Here is a 19,450-nt window from a genome sequence, read left to right on the forward strand (position 1 = left end):
GCTCCTACATCAGCCCCGGAATCTTGAGCCCGCCTGTCAGCTTGCTCATATTCTGTGTAGCTAATTCCTGCGATTTTTGCACAGCTTCATTGCAGGCAGCCAGCACCAGGTCCTGTAAAAAATCCACATCTTCAGGATTGACGACCTCGGGTGATATGGTGATCGACTGAAATTGCTGATGTCCGTTTATAACAATTTTTATGGCGCCTCCACCGGCTGTAACTTCCAAATTGGTGCTGCCCAATTCCTCCTGGGCCTTGAGCATTTTGGCTTGCAATTCCTGTATCTGCCGCAGGTTAAATTGACTCATTTCCCCTCCGTTTCAGCGTTATCTTCGACGATCCTGGCTCCCATGCTCAGGGCCGCCTCCACCAGGTGGTTACTGCTGGCCGGCTTCAGATCGGATTTAGCTCCACCCTGTTGCATAAGGATGCAGGTTACTGTATATGTGTGGCCGAAAACCTCTTTGAGCTTCTTTTCGATGATATGCAGGTATTTGCGATTATCTATATAGCTTTTATGGAAATCGTGATAGAAACCCAAAACCAGATTGCCGCCCTTGATTTCCACAGGCTCGCAGGCGTGGCGCAGGCGGGCGTCGAGGTTGCCCCCCGAACCTTCCCCGCGCATGGAATTAATGAAATCCTTCCAGTGCTCCTGTAAATACCTTAAATCATTGGGGTCATCCATCTTGAGGGGCTCCGAAAGGCGGTGCTGGTCGACCGGATCAGATGTCTGGGCCTGGGGAGTGGAGGGTGGCGTCGGTGACTCAGCAACTTTATGGGGCCTGCTCACCAGGCTGGCCGGACGTGCCTGCTCGGGCGGGCGGTTAATCCTTAGAGTTGGTGCGGCGGGACGGGATGACGGCCATTCCCTGCCGGACGGCTGGTTTGTATTGGCGGATTTGTCCCTTACGTGCTGCGAGACGACACTTTCCACGAGAGCAAGCTCGAGAGGCAGGGGAGAATAGGTGTCCATGCGCAGGTCGACGCTGCTGAAGAGCTTGATAGCATTAAGCAGGTAATCGAGTGTTGTTCCTCCGGCAATCTTCTGCATCTCGGCAAAGTCATCAGATGTGGCGTCAATCATGTCGGCAGAGCCTGATTTAGCCAGCAGAAGCTGACGCAAGTAATCCACCAGCTCGCGGTTAAACTGTCGTAGGTCCAGGCCCTCTCCGGCGACGGCGTTGATTACCTTAAGTCCCGCGGATACGTCCATGGCAATAATACAACGCGCCAGTTCGCGTATGCGCAGGTCACCGCTGATGCCCAGCATGGCCTGCGCCTGAGCCAGGCTGATTTTATTGCCGTAATAGGTGATGAGCTGCTCCAGCAGATTGGTCGCATCCCGCAGGCTGCCCGTAGTTACCTTGGCCACCAGTTTGAGCGCCTCGGGCTCTATCTCTATGCCCTCTTTTGCGCAGATATGTGTCAGGCGTGAGATAACGGCGATGCTGGACAGACGATGGAAATCAAAGCGCTGGCAGCGGGAAGTGATTGTGGAGATTATTTTATGCGGATCGGTTGTCGCAAGGATGAAAATGACATGTGGCGGCGGCTCCTCCAGAGTCTTAAGGAAAGCATTGGCGCCTTCCCGGGTTATCATGTGTACCTCGTCGATAATATAAACCTTGTAACGCAGGATATTGGGAGAGTAGTTGACCCTTTCCTTGAGGTCGTTCATATCGTCAATGCCACGGTTGCTGGCCTCATCGATCTCGATGATATCCAGCGCGCTGCCCTTATTGATGGCCAGGCAGGAATCGCAGGAGTTGCAGGGTTCGCCGTCGATGGGTTCACGGCAGTTGACCGCCTTGGCCAGAATGCGGGCGGTGCTGGTCTTGCCGCTGCCGCGCGGGCCGCAGAACAGGTAGGCATGGGCGATGCGGCTGCTCTTAATAGCATTGCGCAGGGTCTGGACAACGTGCTCCTGCCCGGCTACTTCATTGAATGACTGGGGACGCCATTTGCGGTAGAAAACCTGGGAGGTCATTGTGCAGTTATTATACCCCAACCCAGCGGCGGCTAAAACCGTATTGACGCTTAAAGTACACTCGGGCTGTGATGCAATGGTTGTCCTGCTGTGCTATAATTTTGCGTTATAGAGTTTTACAGGAGTAAGGCATTGGACAAGGAAAAGAAACAGGCAATAATGAAGAGCTATGCAATAAACGAGAAAGATACGGGCTCTTCCGATGTGCAGGTGGCGGTCTTGACCGAAAGGATCAACCAGCTATCGACGCATCTGAAAGACCATTCTCACGATCAGCATACACGTCGGTCTCTTCTCAGGCTTATCGGGAGGCGCAGGCGGCTGTTGGCTTATCTGAGCAGGGAAGACATCAACCGCTACAGGACCCTCATCGGCAAGCTTGGATTACGCAAATAAATATAGAATAGAGGGTTTTTGTAATGTCCCAGAGTTTTAAGTGTAACATTGGGGACAGGGAACTTGTCATCGAAAGCGGCAAGCTTGCTCAACAGGCAGACAGCGCTGTTGTAGTTCATTACGGTGATACGGTCGTCCTTGTCACAGCATGTATCAGTGAGGAAGCTAAAGAGAACAGCGATTTCGTCCGACTCACTGTTGATTACGAGGAACGCCACTATGCCGTGGGCAAGATCCCGGGCAGTTTTTTACGGCGCGAGGGGCGGCCGGGCGAACAGGCCACTCTGGCTGCGCGCCTGTGCGACCGCTCGATACGCCCGCTCTTCCTGAAGAGCCTCCCCAACGATGTCCAGGTGGTGGTGACCGTGCTGTCCACCGATCAGGAGAACGATCCTGACGTGCTGGCTGTCATCGGCGCATCGGCCGCTCTGACAATCTCAGATATACCGTTCTACGGCCCCATTGGCGCAACCAGGGTCGGCTATATCGATGGGAAGATGGTGCTCAATCCCCTTCTTCCACAGATGAACGACAGCGTGCTCGACCTGGTGGTTGCCAGCAGCCGCGATAACATCGTAATGGTGGAGGCAGGCTGCAGGGAAATCGATCCCGCCATTTATATCGAGGCGCTCAGGATTGCACATGAGGAGAACCAGAAGCTCATCCGCCTGCAGGACGATCTACGCAAAGCTATAGGCAAGCCCAAGCTGGAGATCGAGGGATTCAGCATCAATCCCGACCTATTGAGCGCTATCAACTCGGATTATGGCCAAAGGATGTCAGCTGCTTTGAATAGCGCAAATAGGGATCAACGGCAGTCTGAATTCGATGTTATTAAAAAGGAAGCCGTCGAGAAATTGAAGGAAACGTACGCAGAGTATGAGATCGGAGCTGCCATCGAGGAAGTGTTGAAAAAGACCTGCAGGGCCAAGATACTGCGGGAACAGAAGCACGTCGATGGGCGCGATATCAAGCAGGTACGTCCCCTCAGTGCCGAGGTCGCACTGCTGCCGCGCACGCATGGATCGGGGCTGTTCTCACGCGGGCAGACCCAGGTGCTGACCATCACAACGCTGGGCTCACTGGGCCAGGCTAAAACGGTGGACGATCTCGGCCTGGAGGATAGCAAGCGCTTTATGCACCATTATAATTTCCCTCCCTATTCCACCGGCGAGGTCAAAAGGATGGGCTCTACGGGGAGACGGGAGATCGGGCATGGCGCACTGGCGGAGAAGGCGCTGGTCGCGGTCATACCTGACGAGAAGGATTTCGCCTATACTATCCGGCTGGTGTCCGAGGTGCTCAGCTCCAACGGCAGCACGTCTATGGGCAGCGTCTGTGCCTCGACCTTATCGTTAATGGATGCGGGTGTCCCCATTAAGGCCCCGGTGGCGGGCATAGCCATGGGACTTGTAACGGATAAGGACAACCCGGGCAACTATATCGTGCTCACTGATATCGAGGGAATAGAAGATTTTTACGGCGATATGGACTATAAGGTAGCCGGCACCGTCAACGGCATCACCGCTATCCAGCTTGATATCAAGCTGCAGGGCGTTTCGCATGAGGTGCTGGCCATGGCAACGCTGCAGGCCAGGGAGGCGCACCAGGTGATCCTGGATGTCTTAAAGGCGGCCATACCTGAAGTGCGTCCTAACCTGAGCAAGTATGCGCCACGTATGTACAAGATAACAATTGATCCGTCCAAGATAGGGGCTCTGATAGGGCCGGGTGGCAAGAACATCAAGGCCATCATCGAAGAGACCAAGACCACTATAGAGGTGTCGAATGACGGCACCGTAGTCATCGGCTCGGCCAGTGAGGAATCGGCCCAGGCGGCTATTCGCAAAGTAGAGGGCCTCACGCAGGACGTAGAGGTGGGGGCCATCTACACTGGCAAGGTTAGCAGGATACAGAATTTCGGCGCATTTGTCGAGGTACTGCCGGGCAAGGAAGGGCTGGTACATATCAGTGAGCTTGCTGACCATCATGTAGCACGTGTAGAAGACGTTGTTAAGATCGGTGACGAGATTATGGTCAAGGTGACCGAGATCGATCGGCTGGGACGCATAAATCTTTCGCGTAAAGCAGTTTTTAACGATCAGGCCGGCGCTGCGGCTGACAAGCCGGCATCGCAGAATGGGCCTCCGGTACCGCCCAGTTCACACAGCGGATCGCCGAGACCGGGTATGTCTCCGCGAGGGCGCAGGGATGAGCCGAGAAGCCATCCCCGCAGGCCTGGCTAAGTCAATACCGGCCGTGGCCTGAGCGGCCTAAAAGGCAGAGGATAGTGAGATGTCTAAAATTAAAGTAGCGGTGAATGGGGCTTTAGGCAAGATGGGGCAGCAGGTAATAGACGCTGTAAGCGCTGAGACAGCCTTGGAGTTGACCTGTGCCGCTGATATCAAGGCGGACCGGGACCATTTGATCCTGCCAAAGTTATCGAAGAAGGTGCCCCTGCACACAAATTTAACATCGCTCATCGAGATGTATCACCCTCAGGTGGTAGTGGATTTCACCGTGCCTGAGGCAGCCATGGGCGCAGCGAGGCTGGCGCTTAAGAACGGCGCCAACCTGGTTATGGGCACAACCGGCTTAAGCGAAGCGGATCTGAAGGAGATCGATCGTTTGGCGCAAGCTCATAAGAAAGGCGCTGTGGTAGCGGCCAACTATGCCATCGGCGCTGTGATAATGATACATCTGGCCAGGATCGCATCAAGGTATTTTGATAACGCGGAGATTATCGAACTTCACCACGACAGAAAGCTTGACGCGCCTTCAGGAACCGCTCTGGCAACAGCCAGGGCCATGATAGGTGCGCATGGTAAGCCTTTCGTAAGCTTTGTATCGGAGAAAGAAACTCTGAAGGGCACGAGGGGCGGTCAGTCTGAAGGTATATCCATACACAGCGTCAGGCTGCCCGGTCTGGTCGCCAGTCAGGAGGTCATATTCGGAGCGCTGGGACAGACGCTGTCGATCAGACATGATGCGATCAGCAGGGAAAGTTTTATGCCGGGCGTGATTCTTGCAATCAAGGAGGTAATCAAGCGTCACGGTCTGGTTTACGGCCTGGATGTACTGCTAAATTTGGGAGACTGATATGAACAACAGTAATAACGGGTATCATGTAGCTATAGTGGGAGCCACCGGCATGGTGGGGCAGGAGTTCATCAAGGTCCTGCTTCAGCGTAAATTTCCGATGGCCTCGCTGCAGCTCTATGCCTCCGACCGATCGGCCGGCAGGAAGGTTTATGCCGGCCACCAGGAGATGGTGGTCAAAGAAACCGCCGCTGACTCTTTCGACAACGTCGATATCGCGCTTTTTTCAGCTGGATCCGAAATAAGCAAACACTTCGCCCCGATGGCAGCCAAGGCGGGAGCACTGGTCATCGATAACAGCGCAGCCTGGCGCATGGATACCCGCGTGCCGCTGGTAGTGCCTGAGGTCAACGCGGAAGATATTAAGAAGCACAGAGGCATCATAGCCAATCCGAACTGCTCAACCATTCAGATGGTGGTGGCTTTGAACCCTTTGCACAAAGTCAATCCTATCAAGCGTGTCACAGTGGCGACTTACCAGTCGGTTTCAGGAACGGGTATCGCTGCTGTGGAAGAATTGACCAAGCAGGCCAAGGTAGTGCTGGATGGCGGCAATGTAGTTCCGCATGTCTATTCACACCAGATAGCCTTCAATCTGCTGCCGGAGATCGATGTATTCCTGGAGAACGGCTATACCAAGGAAGAATGGAAGATGGTCGAGGAGACACGAAAGATAATGCATGCGGAGAGCATTGCCATATCAGCCACCTGCGTCCGCGTGCCCGTTTTCATCAGCCACAGTGAGGCCCTGCAGGTGGAATTTACCGAATATATGTCGCCCGAGGAAGCGCGTTCCATATTGAGCAAGGCGCCCGGTGTGAAAGTGCTTGACGATCCCAATGTGAGCCTGTACCCGCAGCCCTGGCTGACAGCCGGCACTGACGACGTTTATGTGGGAAGAATTAGGTCCGACGCCTCCTATCTTAACGGCCTGGTGATGTGGGTAGTGGCCGATAATATCCGCAAGGGCGCTGCCCTCAATGCTGTCCAGATAGCGGAAGAGGCCGCCAGGAACAGTTGGGTCAAGAGTCAAAACAATAATAAGTAGTCGGCGGAGGACGAGATGAAGAAGTTCGGACGTTTGCTGACAGCCATGGTAACACCCTTCAATGCTAAGGGTCAGGTTGATTACATACAGGCAAAAAAGCTGGCTAAGGCCCTGCTCGAATCCGGAAGCGATGGACTGGTAGTGTCCGGCACTACCGGTGAAAGCCCTACGCTCACCGCCGAGGAAAAGCTCAGGCTGTTTGCTGAGATAAGGACGATTGCCGGCAAAAAGACTACGATCGTGGCTGGCACGGGCAACTACAACACACAGGAGAGCATCGAGCTGACTCATAAGGCAGAGAAAATGGGAGTGGATGCCTGCCTGCTGACAGTTCCTTATTACAATAAGCCGAACCAGGACGGGCTCTATCAGCACTTCAAGGCCATCGCTGACTCGACCCGGTTACCCTGTATTATATACAATGTGCCCTCCCGGACTATCACCAACCTGTCCGCCGATACGACCATCAAGCTGAGCAAGATAGATAATATCGTGGGTATCAAGGAGGCCAGCGCAGATTTCGGGCAGATCGCCCGCATCATCAATGGAGTGAGCAGCGATTTCATGGTATATAGCGGCAATGACGCCGATACCTTTCCTATTTTGAATTTGGGCGGCTATGGAGTGATCGGTGTGATCACGCACCTGGTGGGCGTTCAGTATAAAAAAATGATGGACCTTTGCCTAGCCGGCAAAATTAAGGAATCGGCCAGGCTGCACCGCAGCTTCATTCCGCTGGTTAATACCATGTTCATGATAGGCAGCCCTATGCCAATAAAATATGCGTTGAACTACCTGGGATTCAGGGTCGGCAGACCGCGCCTGCCGCTGGTCGTGCCGGACGAGAAAACACGGGCCGCCATCGAGCAAACGCTCAAGAGATACACAATAGACCTGCCGCTCAAATAGGCCCGGTTGAAGAAGAAACCTCAGGGCCTGGCCGGCATGGCACACTGGCATGCTGGGAATCCGATAATCAGGACCAGGGATAATGCCCTTTGCGTTTGGTAGCCCATTTATCGATCCCCTCACGCCTGATCAGTTCCAGGTGGTAAGCGAGATTGGGATGGAATTTGAGCAGGGGCTCCAGATGCCGGCAGGCTTTGTATTCTGCGCAGTCCCAGCATCCGGCGAGGCCCTTTTCGATTGCGCAATTCCTAATCATGCAACGCTCTCCCTTCCAACCGCCCCCCTCCCGGCAGATAGCCTTGCATTTCAGTCCGCGTATGGCCTGAAGAACGTCGATGAAGCGGTGATAGTCTTTGAATGCTGCATTGGACTCCGACCAGTAGGTCTGGCCGGCTTTTAACGCGGCGTATTTATCAAACTTCAGCTCGGCCAGAATAGCTTCAAGACGGGCTGCAAGGTTATAAAGCGCTGCCTTTGACGGAATACAGTCTTTGCAATACAGGCCGCAATAAGATGTCAGCTGACTATTATTAATCACAGCACATCAGATTACGTTTTTAATAACGATGCTCTGCTCGCGGCGGGGACCAATGGAGATAACGTGGAAGCGGCAGCCGATGAGCTCCTCGAGGCGCCTGACGTACCTGCGGGCGTTACGCGGCAGCTCCCTCGCCTTGCGGGCGTTGCTGGTACCAACCTTCCAGCCGGGTAATTCTTCGTATACAGGAGTGCAGCTTTCGAGCGCCGCCGCATCAGCCGGGAAATGGTTTACCGTCTTACCACCGATTTTATAGCCCACACATATTTTCACGGTATCCATCTCATCAAGCACGTCCAGGCGTGTCAGTATGCCGCTGGAAAAGCCGTTGAGATTGGTGCTGTAGCGTCCTACCACTGCATCAAACCATCCGCAGCGTCGCGCTCTTCCCGTTGTGGTCCCATACTCGTGGGCACGTTGCCTGATATACTCGCCGACCTCATCTTTGAGCTCGGTGGGCATAGGGCCGCCACCCACCCGGGTAGTATAGGCTTTAAAAATCCCGACAACGCGGTCAATCCTGCGCGGGCTGATGCCTGAGCCCATGCAGGCGCCTGCGGCCAGCGGGGATGACGAGGTGACAAAAGGATATGAGCCGAAATCGGTATCCAGCATAGTGCCCTGTGCGCCTTCGAGCACGATATTGCAGCCGCGCTCCAGGAGGTCGCCGATCATGGCGGTGGTGTCCTTGATATAGGGTATCAGTCGCTCAGCGTAGGTGGAATACTCATTAAAGACCTCGTTGAAATCCAAAGCCTCAGCATTATAGAGCCTGGTCAGCAGCTCATTTTTAGATTCAAGAAGGCTGGCCAGCCTTGACCGGAACATGGAGGCATCGATGATATCACAGGTTCGTATACCCTTACGGGCGGTTTTATCTGAGAAGGCAGGACCGATGCCTTTTCCCGTCGTACCTATAGCTGAAGCCCCTCGTTTCTCCTCATCCAGCCTGTCGAGCAGGATATGCCAGGGCATGATCAGATGTGCGCGGTCGCTGATATGCAGGTTGCCGGTATCGATCCCCCTGGCTTTAAGGCTGTCGATCTCTTCCAGCAGTACCCTGGGATTGATGACGACGCCATTGCCTATGATGCAGGCCGTGCGCTGATAAAAGATGCCTGATGGCACGATATGCAGTTTGAATTCGCCCCCCGGATTGATCACTGTATGGCCGGCGTTATCGCCGCCGGAAAAACGAATAACGGCATCCGCCTTCTCGGCCAGAAGGTCCACAATTTTACCTTTGCCTTCGTCGCCCCACTGGGCGCCAATAACAGCTACAACAGACATTTTATTAATCCTGAAACAGACGTACTTGCAGATTCAATAACACACAAATTCAGGGAAACCTTAATTATCAACCCCGGGACATATAACTCTTGCCCCAGACATGGAGAAGGACGCCGCCTGCGAAAATCAGCACGGCAAAGCCTGCGAGTAAGGTGAGAAATACCAGCAAAGGCATATCCACATTAATCCAGCGAATACCTATTACTGCCAGGCCGATGCCGGCAATGATCCATGCAAACACCAATACAATCAGGGAAGTGAGGCTCATCTCGAATACCCGGTCGCTCATAGCTCCGCCCTATTAATGTGTACTCCTTTTATTTTTTTGCCTGCCGCCAGACGTGTATAAACCGCTGCCCGACGGTCACAAAAGAAAGGACTACCACTATGGCCAGTGCTATGAACACCTGGTTTAGGAGCAGTCCGAGCGCTAATATTATAACCCTCTCAACACGCGTAAACAAGCCGACCGTGCAATCGATATTAAGTCCCTCGGCCCTGGCCCTGATATAACTGGTCAGAAATGATCCGATCATGGCCAGGAATATAAGCACCAGCTGTAATGTGACATTGAAAGGCCAAACACCGGTACCGGTGATGAAGATAAAGCTTAAGAACATCGCCCCTTCGGTGATTCTGTCGACGGTGGAGTCGAAGAGCGCCCCGAAACTGGAAGTCTTCTGCATATAGCGGGCAAGCGCACCGTCCAGCAGATCGAACAGCCCGGCCAGTAAAAATATAAGGGCTCCTGCCACGAGATGGCCGAATCCTACAACAACTGCAGCTATCAGGTTTATCACCAGGCCGATAGTGGTCATAATATCGGGCGTTAATCTCAGCTTGCTGATGAAAGGGACCAGCGGATCGGTGATTAAGCGGCCGGCTTTCCTGCGTAATTCCTGGAAACTTGACACTTCTTTATCCTTTTAAGTTCGAGGAGATGGAGGTGTAGTAATCGACGACCTGGCGGCTAACGTTTTCCCAGCAGTATTTATTAGCCGTGGCCACTCCCCTCTCCGCCATCGATAGTCTTAATTGCTTGTCGTTCAGTAGTTTTAACAAACAGTCCGCCACTGATCGCGGATTATGTGGCCGGGCCAGTAAACCCTCCTGGCCGTGTGTAACCACACTGGCATAGCCCGGAATATCGGTTGCCACCACGGGTGTACCGCTTGCCATGGCCTCCAGCAGAACCATGCCAAAGCTTTCGCCACCGGTGGCCGGGGCGCAGAAAATATCGGCTGTGCGGTATAACTTCGGCAGGTCATCGAAAGTGACGTAGTGCGTGAATACCGCGCGGTCGTTTAAAAGCATTTTTGCCATGGTTTTATACTGGAGGCGCAGCATGAGACCAGGGCCTGCAATGATCAGCCGGAAATTGGGGAAATCCTTCTTCACGAGGGAACAGGCGCGGATCAAGTCGCCCACTCCCTTGCGTTCTTCCAGCCTGCCCACGAAAAGAATATTGAGCCGATCGTCTTTAAACTCGTCCATGATCGGTCCATCAGGGTAGAAAAGATGGATATCCACTCCGTTGGGTATGATGCGATAGTCGGCCGTTAGATATTTGGATATGTAATCGCGAGCCGGCTTTGAGACAGTGATTTTTCCATGCAGCTTGGCGCCGAGTTTACGCATGGTAGAGCGGTTCAGCCAGTACATGCTCGATTTTTCGTGGCATGCGTGAAAAGTGCCCACGTTTATCGACTTTGATTCAATAAGAGTGCTGAGACAGAGCATAGGGATGAAAGGTTCGTGCAGGTGAATAATCTGAAATTCTTCCCTGTCCAGTACGCGCCGGACCTGATATGGCAACCAGGGGGAGAGTGCAATGCGCGCCGTGGTGCCGCCGTATGGTATAGGTATGGGACGGCCGACGGCGGTAACCTCTTCATCGAAATAGCGCACGCTTTTCCTGCGCACCGGGGCGATGATCTTAACAGAATGGCCCATCATATGAAAATGGTGAGCCAGGTACGATATGTGGTAGATGACACCGCCGGGATGAGAGTAATCGTATGGCGAAACCAGCCCGATTTTCATCATACTGCCATAACAGAACCCTTCTACTTTCCCTTTTTCAGCGCCTGATGGCCCTACGCTGAATCCGGCAGGCAAATGGGCTTCTGCTGTTCTTGCCCTGTTATAAACTGTTCAACGCGCCTGCGTGCTTCGTCGTCTGAATACTGGATGGGCGGTGATTTCATGAAATAGGAGCTGGGGGCTACGATGGATCCGGCCAGACCGCGGTCCCTGGCAATCTTGAGGCAGCGGATGGCATCAATCACCACGCCCGCGGAGTTGGGGCTGTCCCAGACCTCAAGCTTGCATTCAAGGTTAAGAGGCACATCGCCAAAGGTGCGACCCTCCATTCTGATATGGCAGAACTTGCGGTCCAGCAGCCAGGGCACATAGTCGCTGGGGCCGACATGTATATTATCGGGATTCATTTCATAGTCTATCTGGGATGTGACGGCGTTGGTTTTGGATATTTTCTTGGACTCAAGGCGCTCGCGCTCCAGCATGTTATAGAAATCGGTATTGCCTCCGAAATTGAGCTGGTAGGTGCGCTCCAACTTGACGCCGCGATCCCGAAAAAGACGTGTAAGTACGCGGTGAACGATCGTAGCGCCGACCTGGGACTTGATATCGTCGCCGATAACCGGCAGGCCGGCTTCATGGAAACGGTTGTGCCAGTACGGCTCCCGCGCTATGAAGACGGGGATGCAATTGACCAGTCCCACACCCGCGTTGAGAAGTTGTTCGACATACCATTTTGTCGCCTCTTCGCTGCCGACCGGCAGGTAGTTGATTGCGACATCCGCTTTGACCTCTTTAAGTATATTAACGATATTGGCCGTGGGTCCCGGCGCCTTCTCAATGATTTTACCGAGGTATTTACCCAGTCCGTCATGGGTCATGCCCCGCACCACCTTTACGCCGGTAGTGGGGACATCACAGAATTTATATGTATTGTTGGGTGCGGTGAAAATGGCCTCTGCAAGGTCTTTGCCAACCTTGTTACGATCGATGTCTATAGCCGCCACGAAGTTGATATCCTTGATGTGGTAGCCTCCCAGGTTGATATGCATAAGGCCCGGCACGAACTCATCGTCCTTGGCTTTCTTGTAATAATGCACTCCCTGGACGAAGGAGGAAGCACAATTGCCGACTCCAATAATGGCTACGTTTATTTTTCCCATCTGGTTAACTCCTTACCGGCTCAGGCGGCAGGCTCACTTGCCGTCCTGGCCACTATCTTTAAGCATCTCTTTGATGATCTGACGTGGTCTCACAAGCCACATAGGGATTCTGGCCTCATGCAATATCTTGTCTGCCACGCTGCCCAGCACCCAGCGCGCGATGCCGCTCCTGCCATGTGTGGACATGGCGATGAGGTCGGCCTTTTCTTCTCTGGCCACTTCAATAATTTTGCCGGCGGGATCACCCGATACGATCCTGACTTTTACATCGAGGCCCCTGTCTCTTAGCCGTGTGTCGACTTTATCGAGGTATTTCTGTCCTGCATCGTGCATGGCTTTAACGAATCCGTTAAATTCGGGACCCAGCCAGCGTGCCTCGATGGCATGAGGCGCGGGCAGAACATGGACCAGCACTATCGAAGCGCCGGTCTTGAGAGCTACGGCCTCGGCATCATGCATAGCCGCCCCGCCTGTCTCAGATCCGTCCAGGGGTGCGAGGATACGCTTGAAAGTGGCCTTTCTGTCCCTGTCCATTTCCCTCACCTGTTTGCTGTGTATACCCAGTACAGGCACGGTTGCCCGGGAGACCACCTTTTCAAATACGCTGCCCAGCCACCATCTGCGAAGGCCGCCGATCCCATGCGTGGCCATAATGATGAGGTTCACGTGGTGATCGCGTGAATAAGCGAGGATGCTCTCGGGCGGACCACCGTAAAGCATCCGACCCTTGGCTTTTATCTCGTGCTCCAGGGCGGTGACCTCCGTGTAATTGAGCAGCTCTTGATGCGAGTCGCTGTAAAGCAGCACAGCCCTGCAGGTTATGTCGTTCTTCTGAAGATGCTCGACTGCGTGGTGTACATAGTTGTCCAGTAGCTGATTGACTCTGCGCCTTTTACTGCCGAGCCCGACTCCCAGGATATCAACCTCCGAGTCAAACCTGATGGCAATGTCCCTGACGTATGGAAGTACGGTCTCCGCCTCGGTGGAACCATCGAGCGGGACCAGTATTTTCTTAAACATGTCCGCTGAAAATCCGCTTTATTATAACAGATTATTATACTGTTCTTGAATTACACGAGATTTTTATGCTAACTTATAGCGTGATATATGACTTCCACTCGCACACCTTTCACAGCGACGGCGCCCTTTCCACACTGGAGTTAATCCGACGTGCCGTGGTGAGAGGATATTCGGCTATCGCAGTAACCGATCATATAGGAGCCGGTGGACTGGAAAGGATTATAAAAGAGGTAAGCCGGGACTGCGAACTGTCCGGCTCTCACTGGGATATTGTAGCTGTGCCCGGTGTTGAACTCACGCATGTGCCCCATGAGGCCATTGACGGACTGGCAAAGAGAGCCAAAGAACTGGGAGCAAGGCTTGTAGTAGTTCACGGCGAATCACCCGTTGAGCCGGTTGAGGAAGGGACAAATCTTGCGGCTGTGAAATCAAAATATGTCGATATACTGGCACACCCCGGCCATATGACTTCCGAGGTGGCAGAGCTCGCTGCAAAGAACGAGGTTTTTATTGAGATTACTACAAGACGGGGTCACTGCGTTACCAATGCGCATGTGGCTAAGATGGCCCGTGCAGCTGGGGCATTGATGTTGTTGAACTCGGACAGCCATAGTGAGGACGATCTGCTGACGACTGCCCTGGCAAATGAAACTCTGATCCAGGCTGGTGTCAACAGCCGGGAGATCGATCAGATACTGGAGCACAACCCGATGAAGCTTCTTCAAAGGATCAGGCGGCGGTCCTGAGAACAGAACCGGGGAATTTGCGACTTAGCTTTTGCCGATACGAAATACTTTGGTCCCGCAGATCGGGCAAACGCCTTTGGTCGCCGGCCTTCCATTCTTCAGTTTTACATTCACAGGATTCTTGATCTCTACCTTTTTCCTATCCTTGAAGCAGTAAGCCTGGGTCATGGAGCACCTCCTGAAGCTATTTTATAGCTCTTAAGGCTAATATATCCAATAAGGTTAGGTATGTCAAGCAAACACAGATAGCAAGGTAAAAAGCTTTTGCCGTTTTACAGGTCGAAAACCTTTTGGGGATGCCACAGACCATTTTCGGCCGTGAATTTCATTACGGCCAGCAGGCGACCGTCCTGAGTATAAGCGGAGCAGTAATTCTTTGAGTATGGATCATATATATCGAGAGGGATATCGAGGCCTTTTGCTACGCTGGCGGCCTGTATCTCATCAAGATACACCCTGCCGCCGGTCAGCGCAAAATCCAGCGGGAAAAGAAGTTGCTCCAGGCGGCCCTCCTCAGCTGCTTCATGTAATTGACCGGGGGTGACGGCACCCGCTATTTTAAACGGTCCGTACGAGGTGCGTTCCAGGTCCTTAAGATAAGCGTGGCAACCGAGGTTCACGCCCAGGTCATTGGCCAGCGATCGTATATACGTACCTTTTGAGCAGGATATTCTCAGTTTCAGGTAAGGCAGGTCAAAAGCTATGATCTCGATATCATGGATGTGGACCCTGCGCGGTTGAAGGGTTACCGCGCGGCCGGCTCTGGCCAGTGCGTAAGACTTCCTGCCATTGATTTTAACGGCGCTGAAGGCCGGCGGCACCTGTATTATATCTCCCATAAATGCGCGGAGCGCATCTTCTATCATTGTGCGAGATATATTATGCAATACGCCGCGAGCGATAATACGGCCTTCGCCGTCATATGTATCAGTGCTTAAGCCCAGTTCGATCCCTGCCAGATATTCCTTGGGGTACTCCATGAGGTATTCAGCAACGCGGGTGGCCTGCCCCAGGCAAATGGGGAGAACGCCGCTGGCAGCTGGATCGAGCGTACCGGCATGACCGACTCGTCTCTCACCGCTCAGGCGGCGAACTCCAGCCACGATGCTGAACGATGAGCAGCCGGGGGGCTTATTTACGTTTAGCAGACCGTTTAAGCCCATCCGCCCCACTTTTTTTATCCTCCGCTGCTACCCTATCGATCAAACTGATAAGGTTAACGCCGTGCTCGATGGAGTCATCAAATTCAAAGCTGAGTTCGGGAGTGACCCTGATATTCAGGCGGTGGGCCAGCTCGCGCCTCATGTAGCCGGCAGCCGAGTTAAAGCCTTTCAACACCTCGTTCCGGTCCAGTGTGTCTCCCAGGGTGCTGATGGATACACGAGCATTTTTAAGATCGTTGGAGATCTCGACTTCAGTTACGCTGATCAAGCCATTGAGACGGGGATCGTTGATATGCTTGCGCAGCATATCGCTGATTTCGATCTGGATTAAATGATTTAGACGTTCTGTGCGCCTGGTCATGACATTCTCCGTGGTAATATTTGGGGCAAAGGATCAGTGATTATTCGTTGAAATGGTTATCAGTCCACCTTTTCCTGGCGGACGAATTGTAGGATATCGCCGACCTCGAGATCATTGAAATTTTCAAGTTTCACACCGCATTCCATCCCAGTCGCAACCTCTTTGACATCGTCCTTGAAGCGTCGCAGGCCGGCTACCTTGGATTCAGCTATCACCTTACCTCCGCGTATGATCCTGACCAGTGAATCTCTGGTTGCCTTGCCTTCTTTGATCTGTGAGCCGGCAATCCGGCCTTTCTTGCCGGCCTCGAATACGGCTCGGACCTCCGCCTGGCCGGCCACTACATCAATGTATTCCGGTTCAAGCAGTCCTTCAAGCGCCTTTTCCACATCTTCAATAAGCTTGTAGATCACATTATACTGGCGAACGCTGATCTTCTCCTGTTCAGCCATGCGTACGGCGCCGGTTTCAAGCTTGCTGTTGAATCCTATTACAACCGCCCGGGAGGCCGCCGCCAGCAGTATATTGCTCTCTGTAATGGCGCCGGTGCCCGTATGGATGACCTTGACCCTGGTTTTGTCATTGCTCAGGCGCTCCAGCGAATCCTTGATCGGCTCGATGCTGCCATGCACGTCGGTCTTGAGGATGATATTCAGCTCCTTTATCTCGCCTGCGCTGGCCTGCGCGGCTACCGCCGTGAGGCTGACGCCCCTGGACGTGGTCGTGGCCAGCCCGGCGTTCCTGTTTTTCTCGATCAGAGCTTTAGCTTCCTTTTCATCGCTCACAACCTGGAATACCTGGCCCGCATCGGGTACAGAATTCATACCCAGGATTTCCACAGGAGTTGCCGGCTCAGCTTTACGTATATTTTTTCCATCGTCATCGAACATGGCCTTGATCTTGCCGCCTACGGTGCCTATGACAAGGTTATCACCCGTTTTGAGGATGCCTTTTTGCACCAGTAGCGTTGCTAAGGGACCACGATTTTTATCAAGCTTGGCCTCTATAACTATGCCTTCAGCGGGACAATCCACCTCCGCCTTAAGCTCCAGGATATCGGCAACCAGCAGAAGGTTCTCCAGCAGGTCGTCGATGCCCTGTTTCTTCTTGGCCGAAACGGGAACACAGATTACATCGCCGCCCCATTCCTCGATTACCACACCGAGGTCAGAAAGCTGCTGCTTGATGCGGTCGGGATTGGCATTGGCCTTGTCGATTTTATTGAGCGCTACGACTATACTTACGCCCGCCGCCCGCGCATGATCCAGCGCCTCGATAGTCTGAGGCATAACGCCATCGTCTGCAGCTACTACCAGGACAGCTATATCCGTGGCCCTGGCGCCCCTGGCACGCATAGCGGTGAACGCTTCATGGCCGGGTGTATCAAGGAAAGTAATCTTGCGGCCTTTCATCTCGACCTGGTAAGCGCCTATATGTTGGGTGATGGCGCCTGCCTCTCCATCAGCCACGTTGGTCTGACGGATGGCATCCAATAGACTTGTTTTGCCGTGATCGACATGACCCATGATGGTGATAACCGGCGGGCGAGAGTGCAGTTTGGCGTTCAGCGGGGACACCTTCTGCCTGCCCTGGGCGCCGGCCAGCAGCTTCTTAGCAGTGAAACCGAATTCAGCTACCAGTTTTGAGGCGACTTCGTAGTCCAGCGACTGGTTGATGTTGGCCATTATGCCGCTGCGCATCAATTGTTTGATTATCTCAATTCCGCTTACGCCCATCTGATCGGCAAGCTGTTTGACCGTTATTACCGGGGGTAATCCTATTTGCGACTTACCGGACGTGTTCTCGCCCGGCGCTTGTTCCTGCCTGTTTTTCATTGAGTACTTTCCTTCTTTGTCAGGCCTCTACCGTATTCCAGCAGCAGAAGCCGGTTATCTTCAGATAAATTTGTACGCAATCCATGCTCAACACGATTGCTTTTAAATCCCTTTTCCCAGCATTCTCTCGAGGGGCAGAGGTAGACGCCGCGTCCCGGCTTTTTCCCTTTCAGGTCGGCCTCAATAGCTGCACCTGAACATACCAGGCGGACGAGCTCACGTTTTCCTGCCTTTCTCCGGCAAGCGATGCAGGTGCGCTCCGGCACATGCCTGATCCGAGGTTGCTGCGGCTTATGTTCAACCCTCAAAGTCTTCATCTTCGTAATACGTTTTCTTCTTGGCTTTGGTTTTCTTGGTCTTGACGCCCGCGTCCTTTCCCTCTTCTTTCTTGGGCGCCTCTTTCTTCCGTGATTTCCCATTTCTGCCGGCCATGATCTCCTCGGCGAAACGGATCTTGGATGGCTGCTGCGGCAGAGCTGCGTCAACAGACATTAAAATTTCGATGCCTACGCCTTCGGGCTTCGCTTCGCCATCTGCTGCGGCAACAGAGGCCTCACCTTCAGGTCCCTTTTCCTCTCCGGTAGCAGGTTCCTCCACGGTTTCTTCTTCAGGAACAGGGACTCCAGCTTCCAGTATACCTTCAGCCTGTTCAATAACCTCGGACCCGGTCACATCCTCCTTTTGTGCCGCCTTCTCGGCTTCCATCTCCGAGGCGCTCTTGATATCGATACGCCAGCCTGTCAGTTTGGCAGCGAGGCGGACATTCTGCCCCTCCTTGCCGATAGCCAGAGAGAGATGCTTATCCGGCACCTTAACCAGGGCCGTGGTCTCGGTCGCGTTAAGGGTGACGCTTAAAACCTGAGCCGGACTGAGGGCGTTACCTATAAAAATGCGGGGATCATCGGACCACTGTACCACGTCGATCTTCTCGCCGTTCAGCTCATTGACTATGTTCTGAATCCGTATTCCCCGCAGTCCTACGCAACAGCCCACCGGGTCGATGCCGCTCTGGCGCGAGAACACGGCAACTTTGCTGCGGTAACCGGCCTCTCTGGCTACGCCTTTGATCTCTACTGTGCCTCCAGCGATTTCGGGTATTTCAAGTATAAGCAGATCCCTCAGCAGATTGCGATGCGCCCTGGAGGCAATCACCTGCGGACCCCTGGTGGTACGCGCTACCTCAACAATGTAAAGCTTGAGGCGCTGACCCTGGCGGTAACGCTCGGTTGGAGACTTCTCGTTCTGGGGTATGACTGCCTCTGTCTTGCCGATATCAATGACAACATGCTCGGGTGTAACGCGCTGCACGGTGCCGGTAACGATCTCGCCCTCCTTGCCCACGTACTCTTCATAGATAGCCCCTCGCTCTGCATCATGAAGCTTCTGGAGAATCACCTGCTTGGCGATCTGTGCGGGTATGCGGCCGGCATTGGGGGGTGGCAGCTCAGTGACAATAGTGTCGCCGGCCTTGAGGGTCTTGTCTTTCTTTTTGGCCTCTTTGAGGGAGATCTCGCGGTACTCGTCTTCGGGAGCTTCGGAGACCACCATTTTCATGGTGAGCTTAACTTCACCTGAAACAGGATGGATTTTAACTGCTATATCCTCACCGTGCGTGAATGATTCTTTGCGGTAGGCTGAAACCATGGCTGATTCCAGCGCAGTAAGGACTATCTCCTTGGGCAGATTTTTCTCTGCCGCAAGCTGCATGAGGGCATTCATAAACTCGGTCTTTACCATCGTTGCCAAACTCCCTCAATATGCATTTTTTCTCAATAAAAAAGTGGGTACAAGGACCCACTTTTTGGACGAGTATTGAATTCATTAAAATAGTATCACATCTCTAATGGAAA

General features: G+C 53.3%; 21 protein-coding genes. 6 read left to right on the forward strand and 15 right to left on the reverse strand.

Annotation, left to right across the window (positions count from 1 at the left end; genetic code table 11):
- Positions 1-4: 4 nt before the first annotated feature.
- Together WC359_08250 and dnaX are read right to left on the reverse strand one after the other, a co-directional pair.
- On the reverse strand, positions 5-310 hold the full coding sequence (locus tag WC359_08250; protein MFA5400414.1) for a YbaB/EbfC family nucleoid-associated protein: 306 nt from the start codon (positions 308-310) through the stop codon (positions 5-7).
- The gene (dnaX, locus tag WC359_08255; GenBank protein ID MFA5400415.1) at positions 307-1,992 is read right to left on the reverse strand and encodes a DNA polymerase III subunit gamma/tau; all 1,686 of its coding nucleotides are present in this window, start codon (positions 1,990-1,992) and stop codon (positions 307-309) included. The genes WC359_08250 and dnaX overlap by 4 nt, the downstream gene beginning before the upstream one ends.
- A 108-nt stretch (positions 1,993-2,100) precedes the next feature.
- Between dnaX and rpsO the strand changes: the two genes are divergently transcribed.
- The 5 genes from rpsO to dapA are packed head-to-tail and all read left to right on the forward strand — an operon-like array spanning position 2,101 to position 7,444.
- Positions 2,101-2,388, forward strand: a complete 288-nt coding sequence (gene rpsO, locus WC359_08260) for a 30S ribosomal protein S15 (protein MFA5400416.1) — start codon at positions 2,101-2,103, stop codon at positions 2,386-2,388.
- Between the two features lie 23 nt (positions 2,389-2,411).
- The gene (locus WC359_08265) at positions 2,412-4,634 is read left to right on the forward strand and encodes a polyribonucleotide nucleotidyltransferase (protein MFA5400417.1); all 2,223 of its coding nucleotides are present in this window, start codon (positions 2,412-2,414) and stop codon (positions 4,632-4,634) included.
- A 49-nt stretch (positions 4,635-4,683) separates the two neighbouring features.
- A complete protein-coding gene (gene dapB, locus WC359_08270) occupies positions 4,684-5,487 on the forward strand; it encodes a 4-hydroxy-tetrahydrodipicolinate reductase (GenBank protein ID MFA5400418.1) in 804 nt (267 codons plus the stop codon).
- Between the two features lies 1 nt (position 5,488).
- The gene (locus tag WC359_08275; protein ID MFA5400419.1) at positions 5,489-6,535 is read left to right on the forward strand and encodes an aspartate-semialdehyde dehydrogenase; all 1,047 of its coding nucleotides are present in this window, start codon (positions 5,489-5,491) and stop codon (positions 6,533-6,535) included.
- A gap of 15 nt (positions 6,536-6,550) precedes the next feature.
- The gene (gene dapA / locus WC359_08280; GenBank protein ID MFA5400420.1) at positions 6,551-7,444 is read left to right on the forward strand and encodes a 4-hydroxy-tetrahydrodipicolinate synthase; all 894 of its coding nucleotides are present in this window, start codon (positions 6,551-6,553) and stop codon (positions 7,442-7,444) included.
- Between the two features lie 67 nt (positions 7,445-7,511).
- On the opposite strand, the gene WC359_08285 is transcribed toward dapA, so the two are convergent.
- The 7 genes from WC359_08285 to WC359_08315 all read right to left on the reverse strand — a co-directional run bounded on the left by WC359_08285 (position 7,512) and on the right by WC359_08315 (position 13,495).
- On the reverse strand, positions 7,512-7,982 hold the full coding sequence (locus tag WC359_08285) for a DUF3795 domain-containing protein (protein MFA5400421.1): 471 nt from the start codon (positions 7,980-7,982) through the stop codon (positions 7,512-7,514).
- 6 nt (positions 7,983-7,988) lie between these two features.
- Positions 7,989-9,272 (reverse strand): adenylosuccinate synthase, encoded by a 1,284-nt coding sequence (locus WC359_08290; GenBank protein MFA5400422.1) that lies wholly within the window; start codon positions 9,270-9,272, stop codon positions 7,989-7,991.
- 67 nt (positions 9,273-9,339) lie between these two features.
- Positions 9,340-9,561 carry a hypothetical protein gene (locus WC359_08295; protein ID MFA5400423.1) on the reverse strand — a complete coding sequence of 74 codons (222 nt, stop codon included), beginning with the start codon at positions 9,559-9,561 and terminating at the stop codon, positions 9,340-9,342.
- Positions 9,562-9,589: 28 nt separating this feature from the next.
- The gene (locus WC359_08300) at positions 9,590-10,186 is read right to left on the reverse strand and encodes a CDP-alcohol phosphatidyltransferase family protein (GenBank protein ID MFA5400424.1); all 597 of its coding nucleotides are present in this window, start codon (positions 10,184-10,186) and stop codon (positions 9,590-9,592) included.
- Between the two features lie 4 nt (positions 10,187-10,190).
- Entirely contained in the window at positions 10,191-11,390 is a 1,200-nt protein-coding gene (locus tag WC359_08305; GenBank protein ID MFA5400425.1) for a glycosyltransferase family 4 protein, read from the reverse strand.
- A complete protein-coding gene (locus tag WC359_08310; protein ID MFA5400426.1) occupies positions 11,369-12,475 on the reverse strand; it encodes an inositol-3-phosphate synthase in 1,107 nt (368 codons plus the stop codon). Before WC359_08310 ends, WC359_08305 begins: the two co-directional genes overlap by 22 nt.
- A 33-nt stretch (positions 12,476-12,508) precedes the next feature.
- Positions 12,509-13,495, reverse strand: coding sequence for a universal stress protein (locus WC359_08315; GenBank protein MFA5400427.1), 987 nt, complete (start codon positions 13,493-13,495; stop codon positions 12,509-12,511).
- Positions 13,496-13,560: 65 nt separating this feature from the next.
- Between WC359_08315 and WC359_08320 the strand changes: the two genes are divergently transcribed.
- Positions 13,561-14,241, forward strand: coding sequence for a histidinol phosphate phosphatase domain-containing protein (locus tag WC359_08320; protein ID MFA5400428.1), 681 nt, complete (start codon positions 13,561-13,563; stop codon positions 14,239-14,241).
- A 24-nt stretch (positions 14,242-14,265) separates the two neighbouring features.
- Here the strand turns inward: WC359_08320 and WC359_08325 are convergent, their stop codons facing one another.
- From WC359_08325 to nusA, 6 genes are all read right to left on the reverse strand, one after another.
- Positions 14,266-14,409 carry a DUF5679 domain-containing protein gene (locus WC359_08325; GenBank protein ID MFA5400429.1) on the reverse strand — a complete coding sequence of 48 codons (144 nt, stop codon included), beginning with the start codon at positions 14,407-14,409 and terminating at the stop codon, positions 14,266-14,268.
- A gap of 104 nt (positions 14,410-14,513) precedes the next feature.
- Positions 14,514-15,404: a tRNA pseudouridine(55) synthase TruB gene (truB, locus tag WC359_08330; protein MFA5400430.1), complete on the reverse strand. Its 891-nt coding sequence runs from the start codon at positions 15,402-15,404 to the stop codon at positions 14,514-14,516.
- Positions 15,373-15,765, reverse strand: a complete 393-nt coding sequence (gene rbfA / locus WC359_08335; protein MFA5400431.1) for a 30S ribosome-binding factor RbfA — start codon at positions 15,763-15,765, stop codon at positions 15,373-15,375. The genes truB and rbfA overlap by 32 nt, the downstream gene beginning before the upstream one ends.
- 59 nt (positions 15,766-15,824) lie before the next feature.
- Complete coding sequence (gene infB, locus WC359_08340) at positions 15,825-17,600, reverse strand: translation initiation factor IF-2 (GenBank protein ID MFA5400432.1); 1,776 nt, start codon at positions 17,598-17,600, stop codon at positions 15,825-15,827.
- On the reverse strand, positions 17,597-17,908 hold the full coding sequence (locus WC359_08345; GenBank protein MFA5400433.1) for a YlxR family protein: 312 nt from the start codon (positions 17,906-17,908) through the stop codon (positions 17,597-17,599). The genes infB and WC359_08345 overlap by 4 nt, the downstream gene beginning before the upstream one ends.
- On the reverse strand, positions 17,898-19,337 hold the full coding sequence (nusA, locus tag WC359_08350; GenBank protein ID MFA5400434.1) for a transcription termination factor NusA: 1,440 nt from the start codon (positions 19,335-19,337) through the stop codon (positions 17,898-17,900). Before nusA ends, WC359_08345 begins: the two co-directional genes overlap by 11 nt.
- Between the last annotated feature and the right edge of the window lie 113 nt (positions 19,338-19,450).

The sequence above is a fragment of the Dehalococcoidia bacterium genome (assembly GCA_041653995.1).
Classification (GTDB): Bacteria; Chloroflexota; Dehalococcoidia; order GIF9; family UBA5629; genus CAIMUM01.

What these genes read in the sequence shown, in the direction of transcription:
- dnaX (MFA5400415.1), bottom strand. Translation starts at nt 1,992, where the DNA reads ATGACCTCCCAGGTTTTCTACCGCAAATGGCGTCCCCAGTCATTCAAT.
- WC359_08315 (MFA5400427.1), bottom strand. Translation starts at nt 13,495, where the DNA reads ATGTTTAAGAAAATACTGGTCCCGCTCGATGGTTCCACCGAGGCGGAG.
- dapB (MFA5400418.1), top strand. Translation starts at nt 4,684, where the DNA reads ATGTCTAAAATTAAAGTAGCGGTGAATGGGGCTTTAGGCAAGATGGGG.
- WC359_08265 (MFA5400417.1), top strand. Translation starts at nt 2,412, where the DNA reads ATGTCCCAGAGTTTTAAGTGTAACATTGGGGACAGGGAACTTGTCATC.
- WC359_08325 (MFA5400429.1), bottom strand. Translation starts at nt 14,409, where the DNA reads ATGACCCAGGCTTACTGCTTCAAGGATAGGAAAAAGGTAGAGATCAAG.
- dapA (MFA5400420.1), top strand. Translation starts at nt 6,551, where the DNA reads ATGAAGAAGTTCGGACGTTTGCTGACAGCCATGGTAACACCCTTCAAT.
- rbfA (MFA5400431.1), bottom strand. Translation starts at nt 15,765, where the DNA reads ATGACCAGGCGCACAGAACGTCTAAATCATTTAATCCAGATCGAAATC.
- WC359_08250 (MFA5400414.1), bottom strand. Translation starts at nt 310, where the DNA reads ATGAGTCAATTTAACCTGCGGCAGATACAGGAATTGCAAGCCAAAATG.
- WC359_08310 (MFA5400426.1), bottom strand. Translation starts at nt 12,475, where the DNA reads ATGGGAAAAATAAACGTAGCCATTATTGGAGTCGGCAATTGTGCTTCC.
- WC359_08295 (MFA5400423.1), bottom strand. Translation starts at nt 9,561, where the DNA reads ATGAGCGACCGGGTATTCGAGATGAGCCTCACTTCCCTGATTGTATTG.
- WC359_08275 (MFA5400419.1), top strand. Translation starts at nt 5,489, where the DNA reads ATGAACAACAGTAATAACGGGTATCATGTAGCTATAGTGGGAGCCACC.
- truB (MFA5400430.1), bottom strand. Translation starts at nt 15,404, where the DNA reads ATGGGCTTAAACGGTCTGCTAAACGTAAATAAGCCCCCCGGCTGCTCA.
- WC359_08290 (MFA5400422.1), bottom strand. Translation starts at nt 9,272, where the DNA reads ATGTCTGTTGTAGCTGTTATTGGCGCCCAGTGGGGCGACGAAGGCAAA.
- WC359_08320 (MFA5400428.1), top strand. Translation starts at nt 13,561, where the DNA reads ATGCTAACTTATAGCGTGATATATGACTTCCACTCGCACACCTTTCAC.
- infB (MFA5400432.1), bottom strand. Translation starts at nt 17,600, where the DNA reads ATGAAAAACAGGCAGGAACAAGCGCCGGGCGAGAACACGTCCGGTAAG.
- nusA (MFA5400434.1), bottom strand. Translation starts at nt 19,337, where the DNA reads ATGGTAAAGACCGAGTTTATGAATGCCCTCATGCAGCTTGCGGCAGAG.